We start from the raw sequence: 20,770 nt of genomic DNA on the forward strand, positions 1-20,770 counted from the left end.
CGCGTGTAATTCTCCCGGGCAAGAGGTTGTGGGGTCTCTTCATCACTCGGCGGGGCAATTTCATGGGCCGGAAAATCATTCTGCTGTCCGACGGCACCGGCAATTCTTCAGCAAAAGTCTGGCGAACCAATGTCTGGCGCACCTTCGAGGCGCTGGATCTTTCCGGCAACGACCAGATCGCGTTCTATGACGACGGCGTCGGTACCTCGTCGTTCAAGCCGATGGCGATCCTCGGCGGCGCGTTCGGTCTCGGCCTGCGGCGCAACGTCATCGCCCTCTACAAATTCGCCTGCCGCAACTATCGCGATGCCGACGACGAGCTGTTCGGTTTCGGATTCAGCCGCGGTGCCTTCACGATCCGGATCGTGATGGGGTTGATCGACAGCCAGGGTCTCATCAAAGCCGACAATGAAGCCGAACTCCACAGCCTGGCGAGTGCGGCCTACCGCGCCTATCGCAGGGATCGCTACCATCATCTGAAGTTTGAAGCGCCCTATCAATGGGTCCGCAACAAGTTCGGGCCGCATTATCCTCCGAAAGAGGTTCGCAGGAACGTCAAGATCAGGTTCGTCGGCGTCTGGGACACGGTTGCCGCCTACGGCATGCCGGTCGACGAGATGACCCGCGGCATTCATCAGTATATCTGGCCGATTGAACTGCCGAACAACCGTCTCTCCCCTCGTGTCATGCGCGCCTGTCAGGCGCTGGCGCTCGACGAGGAGCGGACCACGTTCCACCCGCAGCTTTGGGACGAAACCGCCGGCATCAATGGCAACTCCGCTGCGCCCGACGTCAACGGGCGGCGCTTCATCAAGGACGAACGTATCAGCCAGGTCTGGTTTGCCGGCGTGCACACCAATGTCGGCGGCGGGTATCCCGACGATGCGCTCGCCTACATCCCTTTCGTCTGGATGATTACCGAGGCCAAACGATGCGGGCTCAAATTCAAATCGGATTATGCAAACGAGCCGCCCAATCCTGATCTGATGATATCCGATCCCGACACGTTCAAGAACGCGATTTCCAAGCGGGACAAGGACGGACGGCTCTACGACCCGCGCAAGGGTCTCGGCGGCTACTACCGCTACGGGCCGCGCAAACTGGTCCCATTCCTGTATCCGGAGACCAGGAAACAGGAAGACGACGAGGTCGGCGTCGGAATCGCAAAAATTCACGAAAGCGTCTTCAGGCGCATCGAAAACCACGCGCATGCTTACGCGCCGGTTGGCCTTCCGCCCTATTATCGCGTCGTCAAGGAAGACGGCGAGATCGTATCGCCCGACAAGTTCAGGATCGCGTCGGCCACAGAACCGTTTGAAGCCAGCACGGCTGCGGCGCAGCGTGCGCTGGCGCAGGAGCATGTTTGGAACGAGGTCTGGAAGCGCCGCATCACCTATTTCGCCACCGTCGGCGCGACGTTGTGGCTGGTGCTGTTTCCGCTGGTGAGCGGCGCGCAACGCTATGATGAATATACAAGCCCGATTCGCTGGGTGTCGGACTTTGTGCGCTTTGTCGGCGGATTTCTTCCAGGCTTTGCATCGACGTGGATCGACGGCTATGCACGCGCGCCGGGCTGGTTCCTTGTTCTGGCTGGCCTGGTTTCCGGCTTGCTATATGTGTCCTCGCGAATTGCAGGTCGCACATCAAATCTGATGGCTTCGATCTGGCGAAAGACGCCGGAAGCACCATCAGGCCTGCCCGACAACTGGATCTATCGTCTCCGCAGCAGCCCGCTTTACATCGGCTTCCACGACCATCTGAAACGCACGATCGCACCGGCGTTCTTCGCGGTGGTGTTCTTCTATCTCGGATTTGCAGCGGTGAATCATCTCGCCTACGATGGCCTGGACGTGGCCGGATACACCTGCGTTCACGGCGATGCCGATCCAAAGCCCGCAGTGCTTGAAATCAACCAGAGCAAGCGTGTTGAATTCAAAACGTCGGAACTGTGCAAGGCAACAGGCATCCTGCTCGAACATCGCGCGCGCTACTATGTGACCATCCAGCCGGGTGAGCCATGGTTCAATGGCGTCGCTCGCATCGGCACTCCGGTCGGAGGCTTCTCCGCCAAAGACCAGCCGGCCTGGTACGAGCGTGTATATCTCTCCCTGTTTCTGCCCTTGCGGCGGGAGCTATCCAAGGATTGGTTCCGCATCGTGCTGCGTTTTGGGCATGTCGGCGGCGAAGAGAGCTCCTACGAGCCTGATCCTTACGACGACATCATCCAGTTCAATATCGCGCCCACGATTGCGCCCAATCGCAAACAAGAACTGTTCGTCTTCGTCAACGACGCCGTGATCGGTGTGCCGGGTCTCCATGACCTGCTCTACCGCAACAATCGCGGCACTGCATACCTTACCGTAAAGCGAACAAGATAGCGGGCGCGTGACGGGTCTGTCCCATCGAATGGAACAGACCTGGGTGGATCCACCTTTCTGTGGAAGCTTGCCCACGCGGTGGGCGCTTCTCATTCGCGCTGCGCGTTCTGCGCAAATATTGCGATGCAGCGCGTCCGTCGCAAAAAATCTCAGAACCAGACCGGACGAGGAATTTTCCCTTCAGTCTGTTTTTGTCTGACGGAGCCGCGTACCTCCCGTAGCGGATGTGCTACCAGTTTGCGGTCTGTTTCTCTTCACCAGACCAAGCTCGCCTCTAGAACCTTTTCAAAATAATAACAGGCGCAGCCGCCAGGCTGCACAGGGAGTGACGCGATGAAATCGGCCTTCAATCGATCTATTCTTGCGCTCGCAGCCATCCTCGTTGTCGCGGGGGCCAGTCAGGCCAACGCGCAGCAGAAGCCTCTGAAAAAATACGAGTCCGGCACCAAGGATTTCTGGACCAACCCGCCGCCGGATTGGTTCCTCGGCGACGAGACCGAGGCTCAGAAGGGCCAGGCGCCACCATCCGGTCCGCCGACCGGCGCCTCGGACGCCGAACTTGCGGCGATGATGAAGAAGATCAAGCTGCCAGAGGGCTTCAGTATCGAAGTCTATGCCTCCAACGTGCTGGAGGCGCGGCAGATGGCCTGGGGCGACAAGGGCACGCTGTTCGTCGGCTCCTTCAGCCTCGGCAACGTCTATGCGATCAAGGACAATGGCGGAAAGAGAGAGGTCAAGACTGTCCTCAAGGGCCTCAACATGCCGACCGGCCTCGCCTTTCTCGATGGCGCGCTCTACGTCGTCGCGATCAACAAGCTGATCAAATACGAAAACGCCGAAGCCAATCTCGACAATCTCGGCGCCGGCAAGGTGGTGTATGACGACATGCCGTCCTACGTCGCGCATGGTTGGAAATACATCGCCGTCGACAAGGACGGCTGGTTCTACATGCCGTTCGGACCTCCCTTCAACATCGGCATCCCGCCCACCAGCCTCTCGCAGATCCGCCGCGTCGATCCCAAGACCGGCAATGCCGAGATCTGGGCGCTCGGTGTCCGCAACAGCGTCGGCGGCGACGTCGATCCACGCTCGGGGCGATACTGGTTCACCGAGAACGCGCGCGACTGGATCAGCGACGACATGCCGAGCGACAAGCTCAACATGATCTCGAAGATCGGCGAGCATTTCGGCTATCCCTACTGCCATCAGGGCGATATGCCGGACCCGAAATTCGCGATGGGTCACAAGTGCTCGGAGTTCACGCCGCCCGTGGTCAATCTCGGCGCGCACGTGGCGCCGCTCGGCATGAAGTTCTATACCGGCGATCAATTTCCGCCTGAGTACAAGAACAACATCCTGATCGCCGAACACGGCTCCTGGAACCGGTACAAGTACCAGGGCGCCCGGATCAAGCGCGTGATCGTCGATGCCGATGGCAAGAACGCCAAGTCGGAGATCTTGGCTTCCGGCTGGCTTGAAGGCGACACGGGTTACCTCGGTCGTCCGAACGATATCATCCTCGCCAAGGACGGTTCGATCCTGGTGGCCGACGACTGGGCCGGTGCGATCTATCGCATCAGCTACAAGAAGTAGGACGTCAACGATCAGGGGCTGCGGTTATCCGGGAACGGGTGGCCGCAGCCCTGTTGTTTGGGTGTGGGGCAGAGGAGTTCGCATGCGAAATGCACTGGTCGGGACCGTGCTGGCGTTGGCAATCGCCAGCGGTTCGCCTGTCCGCGCCGCCGATATCGCGGCCGGCAAGGAGAAGGCCGAGCTGTGCGTCGGCTGCCACGGCGAGGGCGGCATTTCGCAGATGGAGAACACCCCCTCGCTCGCAGCCCAGCCCGATCTCTTCATCCAATGGCAGCTCGTGTTCTTCCGCGCCGGCACCCGCAAGAACGAACAGATGCAGCCGATCGTCGAGCAGCTCAACAATGAGGACATCCGCAACCTCGGCGCCTATTACGCCTCGCTTCCGCCGCCGAAGACGCCCAAGCCCGACGACAACCCGGACCTTTCAAGTAAGGGCGCGCAGGCGGCGGCCGGACGGCGCTGCGCCTCATGTCACATGGATAGCTACGCCGGCACCAAGGCGGTCGCCCGCGTCGCCGGCCAGCGCGAGGAATATCTCGTGAAGGCGCTGCGCGACTACAAATCGGGCGTGCGGGCCGGCGGCGCCATGGCAGCGATGGCGGATGTGGCCTTCCCCCTCAGCGAGGAAGAGATCGAAGCGCTCGCGCATTATCTCGCGCATTTGTAGGTGGCGTAGTCCCGGGTGAAGCGAAGCGCAACCCGGGATAACCCGCCCAGCGCGAACAAACGAATGTCCCCGGATTACGCGGAGCCTGTCATCGGGCGCGCATTCGCGCGACCCGTAGGCTTCTCCGGGCTACGGGGTCCAACTAGCCCCTCTGCTTCTCATACGCCTTGAGGTGCGTGTAGGCGATGCGCAGCTTCGGCACCGGGATCTTGGCGGCGTCGGCGCGCGCAACGAGATCGCCGATCACATGGTCGGCCTCGACCGGCAGGCCTGCTTTGATGTCGCGGAACATCGAGGCGGTCATAGGCGAGCCTTCGGTCGTCAACAAGCCGCTGGTGCGCTGGAAGAATGGGCCGGTCGGCGCGTGGCCCGACGCCTTTGCAATCGCGCTGCATTCGTCGAGCATGCCGAGCAGAAAATCCTTGCCGCCGGCGACCGCCAGGATGTTGCCCACCGAAGTGCGCATCAGGCAGGTCGACGCGGCGAGCGAAGCGAGGAAAACCCACTTCTCCCACATATCCTGCATGATGTGTTCGCTGGCCACCGCGCCGACCTTGGCGCCCTCAAACACTTTCGCGATCGCGCGCACCCGCTCCGACATCGAGCCGTCGCGTTCGCCGAAATTGAGCGACTGCATCGGCGCGAGCTGAACCACCTCGCGGGCCTCGTTGAGCGTCACCGCGATCGCGCAGAGGCCGCCGAGCACGCGGTCGGCTCCGAATTTCTCGTCCAGCACGTTAAGGTGCAGCATGCCGTTGAGCAGCGGGATGATCGCCGTTTTCGGCCCGATCGCGGGGGCAAAGGACTTGATCGCGTCTTCCAGGTCGAACGCCTTGCAGCTCAGCAGCACGACGTCGAATTTCTCGGCGAGCTTGTCGGCCTGCACCGTCGGCGGGCTCTTGAGCGTCACGTCGCCGGCGGGACCCCTGATGACGAGGCCTGCGCTTGCGAGCTCGGAAGCGCGCTTCGGCCGCACCAGGAACGTCACGTCGTTGCCTGCCTGCAGCAGCCTGCCGCCGAAATAGCCGCCGATGGCGCCGGCGCCGACCACGAGAATACGCATGGATCAACTTCCTTTATTGTTGGCTTTGTTGTCGGCCTTATTGTTGGTCTTGGCGGGAGCCCAATAGCGAGGTTGGCGGATGACGAGCCGGAAAACTCCCGGCCACCATTACCACTGACTGTCAGCTATTTGCCACTCGCTATTCGCCTGCCTACCATGTCCCGCCGAACGGCTTGTGGCGGGTGGCTATTTCCCCGAGACCATTTCTTCGACTTCGCGAAGTTGCTCCTTGCCGAAAAACATTTCCTTGCCGACGAAGAAGGTCGGCGAGCCGAACGCACCACGCTCGACGGCGGATTGGGTGTTCTCGATCAGCTTCGCCTTTACGTCGGCGTCCTGTGAGCGCGCCAGCAGTTTTGCTGCATCGAGGCCGGACGAGGCCAGCGCCTTGGCCGCCACTTCAGGGTCATCCATTTTCTTCGGCTCGACCCACATGTGATGAAAGGCGGCCTCGACATATTTCTCGAACACGCCCTCGAACTGCGCCGCAACCGCCGCACGCATCAGGTTCAGCGTGTTGACCGGAAAAAATGGATTCCAGACATAAGGCTTGACCCCAAACCGCTTCAGGAAGCGCTCGGTCTCCAGCGCGTGGAATTCGCGCTTGTTCTTGATGCCGGCGAGCGTTTCGGCGGGCGACTTGTTGTTGGTGGCCTTGAAAATGCCACCGAGCAGGATCGGCACATATTCGAACTTCACGTTCGCGCGCTTTTCGATCGCCGGTATAGCTTCGTGGCTGAGGAAAGCGTTGGGGCTGCCGAAATCGAACAGGAATTGCGGATTTGAACTCACGGCAGTCTCCTTATGTTTTGGCGCATTGTGGCGCAAGGTTGGCGGTGCGTCCACAGTATTATGACGAGCGTAATATTGTGGAAATGCGCGGTTTGCCTACGTCACACCATCCGCCGAAGCGGGCGGCGACGCCAGACCAGTGTGTAATAGCCGAGCTGCAGGACGAACATGGCGCAGAACACGATCGGATAGGCGGCCCAGATTCCTTCCAGCCCGATGGTCCGGCTCAGGATCATGGCAGAGGGTATTTCGATGGCGACGATGGCGAAGATCGACAGCAGCATGGGGCTCAAGGCCACGCCGCCTGCGCGCATCGCGCCTGAGAACACGGTCGCCATGCCGAACGGCACCGAACTCCACAAAGCGATGATGAGCAGTCTTCTCGCGAGTTCGAGCACGGCTGTGTCGGTAATGAAGACGCCCAGCACCGCACGGGGAAACAGATAGATCAACGCCACCAGGCCGCCGGTCAGGACGAGATTGAGGAGCAGGCCGGTCCGGACGATGGCGTCCAGCCGGCCGGCATGCCCGCTGCCGATCGCCTGCGCGCCGAGGATCGAAACCGAGATCGAAATCGATATCGCGGTGAACTGCGCATAGCCCATGATCTGGTTGACGGCGCCATAGGCTGCGGTGGCGTCAGAACCGAAGCCGTTGACGAGGCCGAGCAGCACCAGCTCGGCGATCGCCATCACCACCATCCCGACCGCGCTCGGGATGCCGATGCCGAGGATTTTACCGAGCAGCGCGCCATCCAGCCGAAGCCTGCGCAGAAATTCGGCGTCCGGCGCCAGCGGACTCTTCTTGTGACGGAGATATAGACCGAGCACGAATAGCGTCAGCGCGGTGGAAATAGCCGACGCCCATGCCGGGGCCGTCACGCCGGTGGCGGGAAATCCGAACCAGCCGCGGATAAGGAGTGGCGTCAGGATCAGGCCGATCGCGGTCGATACGGCCAGCGCCAGCAGGGGCGTCAGCGTGTCACCGACGCCCCGCAGCATCGCGGTCGTCAGCAGGAAGACGAAGCCGAGCGGCATCGTCAGCAGCATGACGCGCGCGTAAGCGCTGGCCAGGTCGAGGACATCGGGCGGCGTGGCGAGCGCGGCCATCAATTGCCGGCTGAACAGGCCGCCGAACAGCGCCACTGACATGGCGAGGAGGAGGGCGACCGCCAGCGTCGCGCCGGCGACCGCCTTCACCGTGTCACGCTCGCCCGCGCCCCAGGCCTGTCCGATCAGGACGGTTGCTCCCGTGCTGAGGCCCATGACGAAGGCGAACAGGAAGAACATGACGGGAAAGCACACCGAGACCGCCGCCAGCGCGTCGACCCCGATCATCTGGCCGAGTAATGCGTTGCTCACGGTGCCGAACAGCGATTGCAGCGCGTTGCTCAGCATCAGGGGCGCGAGGAAGACGAGGAATGTCTTCCAGAGAGAGGGGGATTTCGGCACGGCGTTTATTCCCATTGTAGACGTGACGGATCGTTGCCGCGCACCGGAGCGGTGGCGGATGAGAGGCCCTGGAAATTCGGCTAGAGTCCGAAGCGCGCCTATGGCTCGGCGCGATCGCTGAAGGCGAGCTTGACGACGTGGTCGCGGATATCGTCGGGCCAGCCGGCGACCAGACCGACGAATCGCCGCCGGTCATCGGCGAACAACGCCCGCGAGGCTTCCTCGAAACCTGCGAGATTGCCGGCCATGACAGACATGAAGCGATAGGCGGCATCCCTTGCCGCGCGGGCGCGATCCGCATCGCCATTGGCGCGGCGCGCTTCTTCCACCAGCTTTCGCAACGCCACCGACGCGCCGCCGGGCTGCGTGCCGAGCCACTCCCAATGGCGCGGCAACAACGTCACCTCGCGCGCGACAACGCCGAGCTTCGGCCGTCCGCGCCCACGCGGCTCCGCTGACGCCGCCTCTTCGGTTTCGACATCCACAGGCGCGGCGGGTTGCGGCAAGCGGGCAATGATCTCGCGTTCGGTGCCGCGAAGATCGAGATCGATCGGGGAGCCGGTCGCGTCGCTGAATATGATGATCGGCGGCGCGGCCGGCCGGCGGGACGCCTGCACGACCGCTATGGCGACCTCGGCGAGCGGACCCGCCGCCAGGCGTTGCGGGCCCATGAAGGCCGTGAAATGGGGGCGGGTCTTGTCAGCCATTGGAGTAGCTCTGGATTTTCGGTAGCCAATATTTACCCGGATAATTTTGTTTGTCAATATCATCCGGGTAAATATATGGCGCCGCCAATGGCCGTCTCGACTTTCCGTCCCCCGGCTGGCACCAACGGCGGCCAATTGAAGGGAACGCCATGCTGACGGTTCATCATCTCAACAATTCCCGCTCGCAGCGCGTGCTGTGGCTGCTCGAAGAGCTCGGTGTTCCCTACGAGATCGTCCGCTATCAGCGCCAGCCGGACATGCGGGCGCCGAAGGAGCTGCGCGCCATTCATCCGCTCGGCAAATCGCCCGTCATTACCGACAATGGCAACACCATCGCCGAGTCCGGCGCGATCTGCGAATACATCATCGGCACCTATGGCAATGGCCGCCTGATCCCGCCGCCGAACACGCCGGAGCGGCTGCGCTACACCTATTGGCTGCACTATGCCGAAGGCTCGGCGATGTCGCCGCTGCTGCTGAAGCTGCTGTTCACGCTGATGCCGAAGCGCGCGCCGGCCTTGCTGCGGCCGCTGGTGCGCAAGGTCTCCAACACGGCGCTGACCACGTTGGTCAATCCGCAGCTCAAGCAGCACATGGATTATTGGGAGGGCGAGCTGGCAAAAAGCGAATGGTTCGCCGGCAGTGAATTCACCGGCGCCGACATCCAGATGAGCTTTCCGCTGGAAGCCGCCGCGGCACGTGGCGGGCTGGAGGTGGGTCATCCCAAGGCGATGGCGTTTCTCGAACGCATTCACGCCCGGCCGGCCTATGCGCGCGCGCTGGAAAAGGGCGGGCCGTATGTGATCGGGCGGTAACCACCTGGAATTGCGCTACGTCAGAGGCGCGCTGGTGAAGGAGCGCGATCAATGACCGTCGACGTTGACCCGGGTTGGTTATCTAAACGGACTGCGTTCCCCGAAGCGTTCGCCAATTCTGCGTCGTTATGGCCCAAGAACTGCTTGCGAAGAATGCTGGCCAAATTGTTTGAACTGGAGATATGCTATTCCAAGTTGTGTGACGCGCAACCAGTTGAAGAGCGCGTCGGGCTGGTGCGACTGTCTGAAGACATAATCGAAGGAACTAAATAGCGGGGGGTCCAGTGACTGCGCCCAATTTCATTCCAGATCCAATTTCAAGACGCATTAGAATTTTTTCATTCGATCCCGGTCTGGCCAGCCAATACGATATGGCCGGAATCGGAGAAATTACGATCAAAGTTCCGTGGGAAGAACTGCAGCGCGGTCCGATCGGGGAGTACATCGAGGTTATCGACGTTGATCACGCCAGCGGAGTTTTGTACCGGCCCGTCGATCTCAGTGATCCCAAGCTGCTTGCACAGGATGGCTTAGCGCCCTCCGAGTCTAATCCCCAATTTCATCAACAGATGGTCTACGCAGTTGCGATGACCACCATCGGACATTTCGAGCGCGCGCTTGGCAGGGTCGCCCTCTGGTCCGCCCACCGCAAGCGCTATCCAGACGGCGGCTACGACGAATACTTCGTCCGGAGACTGCGCATATATCCGCATGCGCTGCGCGACCGGAACGCCTACTACAGTCCCGAGAAGAAAGCGTTGTTGTTCGGCTATTTTCCAGTGGAAATCAAAGACGAATTCAACGCACCCGGCACCATGATCTTCACGTGCCTCTCACACGATATCATTGCGCATGAGACGACCCATGCGCTGCTCGACGGAGTGCACCCGCGCTTCAACGAACCCGTCAACGTGGACGTGCTTGCCTTCCACGAAGCATTTGCCGATATCGTGGCACTATTCCAGCATTTCGCTTATCCCGGAGTGCTGCGCGACCAGATATCCCGCACCCGCGGCAATCTTGCCAATGAGAATATGCTCGCCCAACTGGCCCAGCAATTCGGACGCGCCGCAGGTCGCGGGGGCGCGTTGCGTGACGCGCTCGGCAGAAAGAATGAAAAAACCGGCAAATGGGAGCCGCTACCGCCCGATGCCAACGCACTAGAAAGAATCTCCGAACCGCACGATCGCGGAGCTGTGCTCGTGGCAGCGGTATTCGGCGCCTTCTCGAAGGTCTATCGGGCGCGCACGTTGGATCTCTTCAGAATCGCGACAGAAGGCACCGGCGTGTTGCGCGAGGGTGATATTCATCCGGATCTGGCGAAACGCCTCGCCGAAGAGGCGGCCCGAATCGCATCGTACATACTGCAGATGTGCATCCGGGCAATCGACTACTGCCCACCGGTCGACATCACATTCGGCGATTATCTGCGGGGCATCATTACGGCTGACTACGACCTGAATCCAGACGACGAATTCGGGTATCGGCTGGCGTTCGTGGAAAGCTTTCGGCAATGGGGAATCCATCCGCGCGGTATGCGGAGCATGTCCATCGAAAGCTTGATGTGGCCGACAGGCGAGGAAGCGATGCAGGACGAGGACGTCCCAATAGATCCCGCGGAATTGAAATCACTCTTCGAAGAACTCCAAGAGACCGATGCGCCAGACTCTCCTGGAAAAAGGAGGAAGGCCCGGTCCCCCAAGGACCACCTCAAGCCCTGGCACCTGGACAGCGATCGTTTCAAGACTTGGCAGGGCATCGACGAAAATGCCCGGGTGCTGTGGGCATGGCTGGTCAAGGGCAAAGGCGAAAGGTTTGCGAAGGCGGCCGGCATCATCCTTGATAATAGAGATGGTCCTGTTCCCGCCACAGTGTTTCGCCCCGTCGAAGCATCCGAAGGGCCTGCTCAGGTGGAGGTGCATTCGGTCCGGACTGCCCTTCGGCGTACCGCGAAGGGAGCGACGGCAAATGTCCTGGTCGTCGAGATAACGCAGCGACGTCGCGGATACTTCGATCCTCAAAAACAAAAGGAAATGGATAGTCGCCGCAGCATTCCCAAGGATGAGGAAGGCGACTTCCGATACCGCGCCGGCTGCACTTTGCTGATTGATCCCGCGAGCATGACCGTCCGGCGGGTCATCAGGACAGCCGGAACGATCGCGGATAATAACGAACTCGAACGGCAACGGCGGTTTTTGGTGGATGGAGGACTGGAGCCCAACAATGCCTACTCGCCGGCCGTGAGCGTGCTGCGTTCAAAAGAGCCTTTTGCCATCCTGCACAGGCACGGAGGCTGACATGGCCCGTCAACCAAAGAAGACTGCTGGAAAAAAATCCCCGAAACGGTCAACCAAGAAAACAGCGACAAACAACAGGCCGGAAGCAAACTTGATGCCTCCCAAAGGAGGCGTGGCGATTAGAATGTACCGGATTGGTCATGGCGACTGCTTTTTGCTGGCCTTCAGCGGCAAAGAAAAACCGATCTTTGTGCTGATCGATTGCGGATACAAGCCCGGTTCTCCCAAGTTCATCAACGATGTCACCACGCCCGATAAAGTTGTCGCAGATATCAAGGCTGTCACTGGTGGCCATATCGATGTTGCGGTTATTACCCATGAGCATCAAGACCACGTCAATGCGATCACAAAGTCGAGGTTTGACGGCTTTACGATCGGCCAGACCTGGTTCGCGTGGACCGAAAGCGAGGACGACAAGCTGGCGAAACGTCTGCGAAAAAATTATGGTGATCGCCTCAAGACATTGGTTGCCGCTAGCATCAGGCTTGCTGCAACCAACCCGTCGCTCGCACTTAAGATGAACGAGTACATCGCTCTGGCAGTTGGCGGCGAGCAGCCCGCAGGCTCCAGTATCCCAAACGCTTTCTCGGCGGCCGGCTCGTGGACCAACAAGGACGCGATGAAGCTTTTCCGCGATTTATCGCAATCCGAAGTAAAGTGCCTCTATCCTCACAAAGAGATCATTAAATTGCCGGGGGCGGAATCGGTGCGGGTGTTCGCGCTGGGACCACCCTACGACGAAACCGCACTCAAGGATCTCGACCCTCATGATGGTGAAGGTTTTCCGCAGCAAGGCCGACACATGGCTGCATCATTGGCGTCGTTCGGCGCTGCGGTCAATGCGGCCCCCGGCTCCGTCGTGGCGGGACCGTTCTCAGCTCGCCACGCGGTTTCGATCGATAAGCTTTCGAAAGAGCTGGAGTTGCAGTCCTGGTTCGACAAGAACTACGGTCTCAAAAGAACGGCGTCGAACCATTTTAATCCCGAGCAGGATGAAGTTCCGGCAAATGCGGATTTTCGCAGGATTGACCATGACTGGCTGCAATCGGCGGAGACCCTTGCCCTTGCTATGGGCAATGACACCAACAATGCGAGTCTTGTCCTGGCGTTCGAACTGGGAAAGGGCGGCAAGGTCCTGCTATTCGCGGCCGATGCACAACGTGGAAACTGGGCGTCATGGGCCGCCGGATCATTCAAGGATGGCAACGAAACGGTCGAGGTACGCGATCTTCTCGGCCGAACGGTACTTTACAAGACCGGTCATCACGGAAGTCACAATGCGACGCTGAGCGGAGACGCATCTTCGGCCACTCCAAACTTGAGCTGGCTGGGACGGGGCGGCCACTCGAGTGAGTTTACCGCCATGATAACTGCTGTGAGAGCTTGGGCTATCCAGCCGACTGTAGGCTGGGACCATCCGCTGAAATCGATCAGGGAGGCCCTGCTGGACAAGTGTTCAGGCCGAGTCTTTCAAACCGATACCGATTTTACGAAGATGGTGCCGCTTGACGGAACTAGTAAGCGCCCATGGGCGGCATTTCAAGCGCGATCAACTGGCGGAGAATTGTACTTCGACTATCATATCGAGCCCGGCTAAGAAGGGCCGATCTCGTCAATCGCCTGCAATATCGGATCACGGCTGCACCGCCGCGATGACTTCCTTCACCAGCCGGGCAACGCCGCGCATGTCGCCGGTCGGATCGACGCTGTCCCCGAGCCGCACCACGACGAGGCGCTGCGACGGCATGATCACGATGCGCTGGCCGAGAAGGCCGGACGCGAAAAACGAATCGCCGGGCATGCCTAGATGGACGCGGCCCCTGGCATCGGGATGATCGCTGCGGTTGGTGTAGAACCCCGCGGCGTAATCGCTGTCCAATGTAGCTGCGGCGCAGAAGTCCACCCAGTCTTCGTGAAGGATCCGCTTTCCGCCGACCACGCCGTCGTTCAGATAGAGCAGGCCGAATTTTGCCCAGTCGCGCGCGCTCGCGAGCATGTAGTTTGCACCCTGCAACGTGCCGACGCCGTCGAACTCGAGTGTGACGGTGCGCATGCCGAGCGGACTGAACAATTCGCGCCAGGCAAAAGCGAGCGTCCGCTCGGGTCCCCCGGCGGCATCCCTGATGATACGCGCGAGGATCTGCGTGGTGGCGCTGGAATAGTGAAATCGCTTGCCGATCGGCGCGATCAGCCGTGTATTGACGGCATAAGCGGAAGTATCGTCTTCCAGAAACATCCGGCTCGATCGATCGAAGCCGGAATTGGTCTCGTCGAGATCGAGGCCCGAGGTCATGCGCATGAGATGCTCGACCTCAATCTCGCGGCGTGGATCCTCACTGGCGCGCCATTCCGGGATCGGTGCGGGCATCGACGGCGTGACCAGGCCCTGCTGCGTCAATACGCCGATCAACGCGTTGATTACCGATTTGGTCATGGAAAAGCCGAACAGCGGCGTCTCCACACCGATGCCGGGCGCATAACGCTCGGCAATCACCTTGCCGTCATGCACCACCACGACGGCCTTGGTTCGCCGGAACGGAGGCGTGGCAGGTTCTTCGAAAGCATGGTCGAGCGCGGCCTTCAGCGCGGGATCGGTCGGTTCGACTACGGCGGGCCCGGCAATCTCCGGCAAGAGCGGCGGTGTCTTCGACACCCTCAGCGTCTCGACATCGTTCTTCAGCAGATACGGCTCTTTCGCGCCGTGCTGCTCGACGCAGCCGAGCCCGTCATGGAATGATGCGCGGCCCCTGAACAGGCCGAGCGTCGAGGCCTCGACGGCTCTCGCCTTGCGATCGACCTCGAACTTCATGACATGACGCAAGCGGCGGAAGCCCGGCCGATCCATCGTTTCGGCGAATACGGCCTGCGGATCGAGGCCGGAAACAAAGGCCTTCGTGCAAACCATGTGCGCGACGGAGCCCGTGGCGAGGCGAACAGTGCGGTCGGGCCGGAAGTGCACGCCCAGCCCGGTGAGCGCAGCCAACACGACGGCGACGGTAGCGACGAGGATCCATTTCCACGAAGTCACGCAGTTCTCCGGCGTTGCGCGGCGGCCGCTTTCGTTTCTATCGCGACGTCGGCGCCGCACCCACCGAGGGCAGCGCCTGCACGGTGACGTCGGGTGGCGGCACGTCGTCATCTGGCACGAAGAAATCCGACATCAGCGGCACCGAGCGATCGACACGGTAGTGCTCGAAGTCCCTGACGCCAGAGGCGTACAGTACTTTGTCGTCGATGCAGAACTGCCCGGTGAATTCCCGCGCCGGTCTTGTCAGAATGGCGTGCGCGGCATCGCCCATGATCTCGGGCGTGCGGCTGGCGCGCATCACGGCCTCGCCGCCGAGCAGGTTGCCGACCGCGGCGGTCGCGATGGTGGTGCGCGGCCACAGCGCGTTGACCGCCACACCAGCGGATCTCAATTCGCCTGACAGCCCCAGCACGCACATGCTCATGCCGAACTTCGCCATCGTGTAGGCGGTGGAATGCTCGAACCATTTTGCCTTCATGTCGAGCGGCGGCGACAGCATCAAGATGTGTGGATTGGCCGCCTTCTTCAGATGCGGGATGCAATATTTCGACACCATGAAGGTGCCCCGGGTGTTAATGCCCATCATCAGATCGAACCGCTTCATGTCGGTTGCTTGCGAGTTGGTCAGGCTGATGGCGCTGGCGTTGTTGACGCAGATATCGATGCCGCCGAATTCGGCGACGGTCTGCTCGATCGCCGCGATCACCTGCGCCTCGTCGCGGATATCGCACAGCACCGGCAGCGCCTTGCCGCCGGCGGCGCGAATTTCCTCCGCCGCGGTGTAGATGGTGCCCTTCAGTTTCGGATGCGGCTCCGCGGTCTTCGCCGCAATAGCAACATTGGCGCCGTCACGCGCGGCGCGGAGTGCGATGGCCAGTCCGATGCCGCGGCTGGCGCCGGATACGAACAGCGTCTTGCCTTTGAGGGATGTCATCTGAAACTCTCCTGTGAGAGGGGACGCATACTACGGCGCGTCCCTCACAAGTGCACGTCCTCATTGGCCCACCGCTGCCGCGCCTCTTGTGCGCGGATCGGGGGCACCGAGCAGATCGTTCGGCGTGACGGCGATCGAATTGGCCGAGGTCTGGCCGAGCGGCTCGATCACCTTGTGGCCTTTCGCCCTCAATTCGGCCAATACCTCGTCGGAAAAGCCGCGTTCCACACGCACTTCATCGGGCATCCATTGGTGATGGACCCGCGGGGCCGCCACCGCGGCGGCGACGTCCATCTTGTAGTCGAGCACGTCGATCACGACCTGCAGCACCGCCGATATGATACGGCTGCCGCCCGGCGAGCCCGTGACCAGCACTGGCTTGCCGTCCTTCAGCACGATGGTCGGCGACATCGACGATAATGGCCGCTTTCCCGGGCCGGGCAGATTGGCTTCGAAACCGACCAGGCCAAAGGCGTTCGCCGCGCCGGGTGCTGCGGTGAAATCGTCGAGCTCATTGTTGAGCAGCACGCCGGTACCCTCGGCGACCAGGCCAACACCATAGGGAAAATTCAGCGTGTAGGTGTTGCTGACCGCGTTGCCGCTGGAGTCGACCACAGAGTAATGCGTGGTGTTGCTGCCCTCGCGCGGGCTCACTGCCAGCACATCGGCCGCCGGCGTTGCGCGCGCAAGGTCAATGCCGGCGCGTTGCCGGGCCGCGTAATCCTTGGTGATCAGCACATTGACCGGCGCGTTGACGAAGGCGGGATCGCCGAGATAGCGCGCGCGGTCGGCGTAGGCGCGCTTCATGGCCTCGATCATGACGTGCAGCGAAGGCGCGGAGCCCTGCTTCATGTCGGCCATCGCAAATCCTTCAAGAATGTTCAGCGACTGCAGCAATACCGTGCCGCCGGAGGAGGGCAGCGGCATCGATACGACGTCGTAGCCGCGGTAGTTGCCGCGCACCGGGCTGCGAATGACAGCCTGATAGGATTTGAGATCGTCCACCGTCATGAGACCGCCGCCGTCGCGGACGGCCTTTGCCAGCCGTTCGGCGACCGGCCCCTCATAAAATCCGCGCGGCCCCTGTCCGGCAATCGCCGACAGCGTTGCCGCGAGATCGGACTGGATCAACCGGTCGCCCTCTTGCAGCCGCGTGCCGTCGCTGCGGGAGAACGCCTTCGCTGAATTCGGCCAGCGCCCCATTCGGCGGTACATATCGGACAGCGTGTCGGCCATATCGTCGGCGACCACAAAACCGTCGCGCGCCAGTTCGATGGCGGGTGTGAGGATTTGCGCGAGTGTGAAACGGCCGGAGCCGTATTTCTCCAGCGCCACTGCCAGCCCGGCTACCGTGCCGGGCACGCCGATACCAAGCGCGGAATTGCGCGACTTGTCGGCATCCGGTTTGCCGTCCGGTCCCAGAAAGATATCGCGCGTAATCGCTGATGGTGCAGTCTCGCGATAATCGATGGCGACATCTTCGTTGCGCCCGGCCGAATGAATCACCATGAAGCCGCCGCCGCCGATGTTTCCGGCGCGCGGATAGGTGACGGCAAGCGCAAAGCCGGTGGCGACCGCGGCATCGACCGCGTTGCCGCCTTGCTTGAGGATGTCGGCGCCGACTTGCGCGGCAAGCCTTTCCTGCGCCACCACCAGACCATGCTCGACCGTGATGGCGCGAACGGTGGAGAGATCGGGGGGCGCGTAAGAGCGGCGTTCCTGGGCAAAGGCTGTCGCCCCGAAGGCAAACGCAAGTACGAATGTGGCAGCTACTCGGCGCCACCGGATTGAAAAGACCGCCATCGAAAATCCGCCGCAGTTGGAGCCTGTGTGACGCTTGGCAACAGCCCCCAGCGCCGGTGACGCATGCTATATGAGTTCGCATTCAACGGGCAAAACGGCTCGCGAGACTTTTGAAGGAAATTTCTCACATGACGGTGATCGCTTCCGAGGCAGCCGGCGCCGAGATACCGCGGGAATATCCGCGCCGCGCCGCCGTCATCAGCTGGATATTCTTCGATTGGGCCGCGCAGCCTTATTTCACGCTGATCACCACTTTTGTATTTGCGCCTTATTTCGCGGGTTTTGTTGCGCCGGATCCGGCGCAGGGGCAGGCGCTGTGGGGATTTGCCACCGCGGCCGCCGGCCTGATGATCGCGCTGTTGTCGCCGGTTCTGGGCGCGATTGCCGATGCCAGCGGACGCCGCAAGCCGTGGATCGCCGGCTTCGGTTCGCTGCTGGTAATCGGCGCCTCGCTGATGTGGTTCGGAAAGCCTGGTGACCCCAGTGTCATCCCGGCGCTGTTGCTCGCCTATGCGATAGCGAGCGTCGGCGTCGAATTCGCCACCGTCTTCAACAACGCGATGATGCCGGCGCTGGTGCCGCCGGATCGAATCGGGCGATTGTCCGGCACCGGGTGGGCCACCGGCTATGTCGGCGGCATCCTCAGCCTGATCCTGGTGCTCGGCTTTCTGGCTGCGAACCCCGAAACCGGGCGCACGCTTTTCGGCCTGGCGCCGCTGTTCGGCCTCGACCCGGTCAGCCACCAGGGCGATCGGATCACCGGCCCTTTGACCGGCATCTGGTTCGTCATTTTCGTGACCCCGATGTTCCTGTTGACGCCGGATTACCCGGCAAAGCTTCCGATCCGCGAGGCGTTGCGCGCAGGACTGAGCGGGCTGAAGCGGACGCTCGGCGAATTGCCGAAGCAGAAATCGGTGGCGACATTTTTGCTCGCCAACATGATCTATACCGACGGACTGGTGTCGTTGTTTGCGTTCGGGGGCATCTACGCCGCCGGCACTTTTGGCTGGCATACGATCCAGATTGGAAGTTTTGGAATTCTGCTGGCCATCGCCGGCACGTTCGGGGCGTGGTTCGGCGGCAAGCTCGACGACAAATTCGGACCCAAGCGCGTCATTGCCGGCAGCCTGCTGATCCTGCTGTTCGCGTGCGGTGCGATTCTGCTGGTCGACAAGGACTCGATTCTGTTCGTGAAGGTCGCGCCACCCGCACCAGGCGGCGCGCTGTTCTCGGGCGCCGCCGAGCGCGCGTATCTCGTGCTCGGATGCCTGATCGGCGCCGCCGGCGGTCCGCTGCAGGCGGCGTCGCGCACGCTTCTGATACGCCTCGCGCCAAAGGATCGCATCACGCAGTATTTCGGATTGTTCGCGCTGACCGGCAAGGTGACGTCGTTCATCGGCCCGCTGCTGATCGGTGTGATCACGGCAGTCACGGCGAGCCAGAAGGCCGGCATGGCGCTGCTGGCGGTGTTTTTCCTTGCAGGCCTGGCTCTGCTGACGCAGGTGAGGGAGAATTCGTAGGGTAGGCAGAGCGCAACGTGCCCACCATCTCGCAGCGTGCTCGGTGGCAGATGGTGGGCACGTCGCTTCGCTCCTTTGCCCACCCTACGGCATCGTCGCTCAATGTCTGAAATGCCGCACGCCCGTGAACACCATGGCGATGCCGTGCTCGTCGGCGGCCTTGATGACTTCGTCATCGCGGATCGAACCGCCGGGCTGGATCACGGCGGTGGCGCCGGCTTCGATGCAGGCCAGCATGCCATCGGCGAACGGGAAGAACGCATCGGAAGCGACGACCGAGCCTTTGGTGAGCGGCTCGGCGAGTTTTGCATCGGCCGCGGCATCCTGCGCCTTGCGGGCGGCGATGCGCGCGGAATCGACCCGGCTCATCTGGCCGGCGCCGATGCCGACGGTGGCGAGATCCTTGGCGTAGATGATGGTGTTGGACTTGACGTGCTTGGCGACGCGGAACGCGAATTTGAGATCGCGCAGCTCGGCGTCGGTCGGCGCGCGTTTGGTCACCGTCTTCAGCATGAGGTCGTCGACGACAGCGTTGTCACGGCTCTGCACCAGCAGGCCGCCAGCAACGGTTTTCGCGGTCAAGCCCATCGCGCGCGGATCGGGCAGGCTGCCGGCGAGGAGGAGCCGGAGGTTCTTCCGCTTCGCGATGATCGCGATGGCTTCTTCCGTCGCGTCGGGCGCGATGATCACTTCGGTCAGGATTTCCGTGATGACGCGGGCGGCTTCGGCGTCGAGCGACCGATTGACGGCGATGATGCCGCCATAGGGCGACTGCGTATCGCAGGCAAACGCCTTGCGATAGGCGCTGACCAGATCGGGACCTTCGGCAACGCCGCAAGGGTTCGCATGTTTTACGATCACGCAGGCCGCGGTACGGGCGGGATCGAATTCGCCGATGCATTCGTACGCCGCGTCGGTATCATTGATGTTGTTGTAGGACAGTTCCTTGCCCTGCAATTGCCGCGCGGTGGCGACGCCGGGCCGCTTGTCAGGCGTGCGATAGAACGCGGCCGTCTGGTGCGGGTTCTCGCCGTAACGCAGCGACTGGATCAGCCGGCCGCCGAACGCGCGGAAATCCGGCGCGTCGTTCTTGAGCTGGAGCGTAAACCAGTTCGAGATCGCGGCGTCATAGGCTGCGGTGCGCGCATAGGCCTTTGCGGCAAGGCGACGGCGCAGCGCGAGCGTCGTTGCACCCTGGTTGGCGGTGAGTTCGTCGAGCACGGCCTGGTAATCCTGCGCCTCGACGACGACGGCGACATCGTCGTGGTTCTTCGCGGCCGCGCGGATCATCGCGGGACCGCCGATATCGATGTTCTCGATGCAGTCTTCGAAAGCGGCGCCTTTGTCGACGGTTTCCTCGAACGGGTAGAGGCTGACCACCAGCAGGTCGATCGGCGCGATGCCATGCGCCTTCATCGCATCGGCATGTTCCTTGTTGTCGCGGATCGCGAGCAGGCCGCCATGCACCTTGGGATGTAGGGTCTTGACCCGGCCGTCCATCATTTCGGGGAAGCCCGTCAGCTCCGAGACGTCCTTGACCGGTAGCCCGGCCGCCGCGATCGCCTTGGCGGTGCCGCCGGTGGAGACGAGCTCGACGCCATGTTCTGCAAGCGCCTTGGCAAATTCGATCAGGCCGGTCTTGTCGGAAACGGACAACAGGGCGCGGGTTACACGGCGCGGATGGTCGGTCATAAGGAGGTTCCTAGGCTGTAAGCCAGCCCG

16 protein-coding genes are annotated in these 20,770 nt (G+C 61.7%); 8 read left to right on the forward strand and 8 right to left on the reverse strand.

What is annotated here, in order from left to right:
- Window positions 1-62 precede the first annotated feature (62 nt).
- The 3 genes from V1286_RS34860 to V1286_RS34870 all read left to right on the forward strand — a co-directional run bounded on the left by V1286_RS34860 (window position 63) and on the right by V1286_RS34870 (window position 4,638).
- A complete protein-coding gene (locus V1286_RS34860; RefSeq protein WP_334487777.1) occupies window positions 63-2,378 on the forward strand; it encodes a DUF2235 domain-containing protein in 2,316 nt (771 codons plus the stop codon).
- Window positions 2,379-2,711: 333 nt separating this feature from the next.
- Window positions 2,712-3,971, forward strand: coding sequence for a PQQ-dependent sugar dehydrogenase (locus V1286_RS34865; protein WP_334487780.1), 1,260 nt, complete (start codon window positions 2,712-2,714; stop codon window positions 3,969-3,971).
- An 82-nt stretch (window positions 3,972-4,053) separates the two neighbouring features.
- Window positions 4,054-4,638, forward strand: coding sequence for a c-type cytochrome (locus V1286_RS34870; RefSeq protein ID WP_334487783.1), 585 nt, complete (start codon window positions 4,054-4,056; stop codon window positions 4,636-4,638).
- 142 nt (window positions 4,639-4,780) lie between these two features.
- On the opposite strand, the gene panE is transcribed toward V1286_RS34870, so the two are convergent.
- The 4 genes from panE to V1286_RS34890 all read right to left on the reverse strand — a co-directional run bounded on the left by panE (window position 4,781) and on the right by V1286_RS34890 (window position 8,651).
- A complete protein-coding gene (gene panE / locus V1286_RS34875; protein ID WP_334487786.1) occupies window positions 4,781-5,701 on the reverse strand; it encodes a 2-dehydropantoate 2-reductase in 921 nt (306 codons plus the stop codon).
- Window positions 5,702-5,887: 186 nt separating this feature from the next.
- Window positions 5,888-6,493, reverse strand: a complete 606-nt coding sequence (locus tag V1286_RS34880) for a 2-hydroxychromene-2-carboxylate isomerase (protein WP_108520161.1) — start codon at window positions 6,491-6,493, stop codon at window positions 5,888-5,890.
- A 101-nt stretch (window positions 6,494-6,594) separates the two neighbouring features.
- Window positions 6,595-7,959, reverse strand: coding sequence for an MATE family efflux transporter (locus V1286_RS34885; protein ID WP_417021216.1), 1,365 nt, complete (start codon window positions 7,957-7,959; stop codon window positions 6,595-6,597).
- Between the two features lie 83 nt (window positions 7,960-8,042).
- Entirely contained in the window at window positions 8,043-8,651 is a 609-nt protein-coding gene (locus tag V1286_RS34890) for a DUF2239 family protein (RefSeq protein ID WP_334487792.1), read from the reverse strand.
- A 149-nt stretch (window positions 8,652-8,800) separates the two neighbouring features.
- Here V1286_RS34890 and V1286_RS34895 point away from each other — a divergent pair, with 149 nt between their 5' ends.
- Genes V1286_RS34895 through V1286_RS34910 form a run of 4 tightly spaced genes read left to right on the forward strand, consistent with a single transcriptional unit; the run spans window position 8,801 to window position 13,360 of the window.
- Window positions 8,801-9,466, forward strand: coding sequence for a glutathione S-transferase family protein (locus V1286_RS34895; protein ID WP_334487795.1), 666 nt, complete (start codon window positions 8,801-8,803; stop codon window positions 9,464-9,466).
- Window positions 9,467-9,517: 51 nt separating this feature from the next.
- Complete coding sequence (locus V1286_RS34900) at window positions 9,518-9,739, forward strand: hypothetical protein (protein WP_334487798.1); 222 nt, start codon at window positions 9,518-9,520, stop codon at window positions 9,737-9,739.
- A gap of 11 nt (window positions 9,740-9,750) precedes the next feature.
- Window positions 9,751-11,763 carry a gluzincin family metallopeptidase gene (locus V1286_RS34905; protein WP_334487801.1) on the forward strand — a complete coding sequence of 671 codons (2,013 nt, stop codon included), beginning with the start codon at window positions 9,751-9,753 and terminating at the stop codon, window positions 11,761-11,763.
- Window position 11,764: 1 nt separating this feature from the next.
- A complete protein-coding gene (locus V1286_RS34910; protein ID WP_334487804.1) occupies window positions 11,765-13,360 on the forward strand; it encodes a ComEC/Rec2 family competence protein in 1,596 nt (531 codons plus the stop codon).
- A 36-nt stretch (window positions 13,361-13,396) separates the two neighbouring features.
- Here the strand turns inward: V1286_RS34910 and V1286_RS34915 are convergent, their stop codons facing one another.
- The 3 genes from V1286_RS34915 to ggt are packed head-to-tail and all read right to left on the reverse strand — an operon-like array spanning window position 13,397 to window position 17,528.
- A complete protein-coding gene (locus V1286_RS34915) occupies window positions 13,397-14,791 on the reverse strand; it encodes a serine hydrolase domain-containing protein (protein ID WP_334487807.1) in 1,395 nt (464 codons plus the stop codon).
- Between the two features lie 37 nt (window positions 14,792-14,828).
- Window positions 14,829-15,725: an SDR family oxidoreductase gene (locus V1286_RS34920; protein ID WP_334487810.1), complete on the reverse strand. Its 897-nt coding sequence runs from the start codon at window positions 15,723-15,725 to the stop codon at window positions 14,829-14,831.
- Between the two features lie 60 nt (window positions 15,726-15,785).
- Entirely contained in the window at window positions 15,786-17,528 is a 1,743-nt protein-coding gene (gene ggt / locus V1286_RS34925) for a gamma-glutamyltransferase (protein WP_334487813.1), read from the reverse strand.
- 128 nt (window positions 17,529-17,656) lie between these two features.
- On the opposite strand from ggt, the gene V1286_RS34930 reads away from it, so the two are divergent.
- A complete protein-coding gene (locus V1286_RS34930) occupies window positions 17,657-19,048 on the forward strand; it encodes an MFS transporter (RefSeq protein WP_334487818.1) in 1,392 nt (463 codons plus the stop codon).
- A 99-nt stretch (window positions 19,049-19,147) separates the two neighbouring features.
- Here the strand turns inward: V1286_RS34930 and purH are convergent, their stop codons facing one another.
- The gene (purH, locus tag V1286_RS34935; protein ID WP_334487820.1) at window positions 19,148-20,740 is read right to left on the reverse strand and encodes a bifunctional phosphoribosylaminoimidazolecarboxamide formyltransferase/IMP cyclohydrolase; all 1,593 of its coding nucleotides are present in this window, start codon (window positions 20,738-20,740) and stop codon (window positions 19,148-19,150) included.
- Window positions 20,741-20,770: the final 30 nt, after the last annotated feature.

The sequence above is a fragment of the Bradyrhizobium algeriense genome, from assembly GCF_036924595.1.
Classification (GTDB): domain Bacteria; phylum Pseudomonadota; class Alphaproteobacteria; order Rhizobiales; family Xanthobacteraceae; genus Bradyrhizobium; species Bradyrhizobium algeriense.

What these genes read in the sequence shown, in the direction of transcription:
- V1286_RS34860 (WP_334487777.1), top strand. Translation starts at nt 63, where the DNA reads ATGGGCCGGAAAATCATTCTGCTGTCCGACGGCACCGGCAATTCTTCA.
- V1286_RS34865 (WP_334487780.1), top strand. Translation starts at nt 2,712, where the DNA reads ATGAAATCGGCCTTCAATCGATCTATTCTTGCGCTCGCAGCCATCCTC.
- V1286_RS34870 (WP_334487783.1), top strand. Translation starts at nt 4,054, where the DNA reads ATGCGAAATGCACTGGTCGGGACCGTGCTGGCGTTGGCAATCGCCAGC.
- panE (WP_334487786.1), bottom strand. Translation starts at nt 5,701, where the DNA reads ATGCGTATTCTCGTGGTCGGCGCCGGCGCCATCGGCGGCTATTTCGGC.
- V1286_RS34885 (WP_417021216.1), bottom strand. Translation starts at nt 7,959, where the DNA reads ATGGGAATAAACGCCGTGCCGAAATCCCCCTCTCTCTGGAAGACATTC.
- V1286_RS34890 (WP_334487792.1), bottom strand. Translation starts at nt 8,651, where the DNA reads ATGGCTGACAAGACCCGCCCCCATTTCACGGCCTTCATGGGCCCGCAA.
- V1286_RS34895 (WP_334487795.1), top strand. Translation starts at nt 8,801, where the DNA reads ATGCTGACGGTTCATCATCTCAACAATTCCCGCTCGCAGCGCGTGCTG.
- V1286_RS34900 (WP_334487798.1), top strand. Translation starts at nt 9,518, where the DNA reads ATGACCGTCGACGTTGACCCGGGTTGGTTATCTAAACGGACTGCGTTC.
- V1286_RS34910 (WP_334487804.1), top strand. Translation starts at nt 11,765, where the DNA reads ATGGCCCGTCAACCAAAGAAGACTGCTGGAAAAAAATCCCCGAAACGG.
- V1286_RS34920 (WP_334487810.1), bottom strand. Translation starts at nt 15,725, where the DNA reads ATGACATCCCTCAAAGGCAAGACGCTGTTCGTATCCGGCGCCAGCCGC.
- ggt (WP_334487813.1), bottom strand. Translation starts at nt 17,528, where the DNA reads ATGGCGGTCTTTTCAATCCGGTGGCGCCGAGTAGCTGCCACATTCGTA.
- V1286_RS34930 (WP_334487818.1), top strand. Translation starts at nt 17,657, where the DNA reads ATGACGGTGATCGCTTCCGAGGCAGCCGGCGCCGAGATACCGCGGGAA.
- purH (WP_334487820.1), bottom strand. Translation starts at nt 20,740, where the DNA reads ATGACCGACCATCCGCGCCGTGTAACCCGCGCCCTGTTGTCCGTTTCC.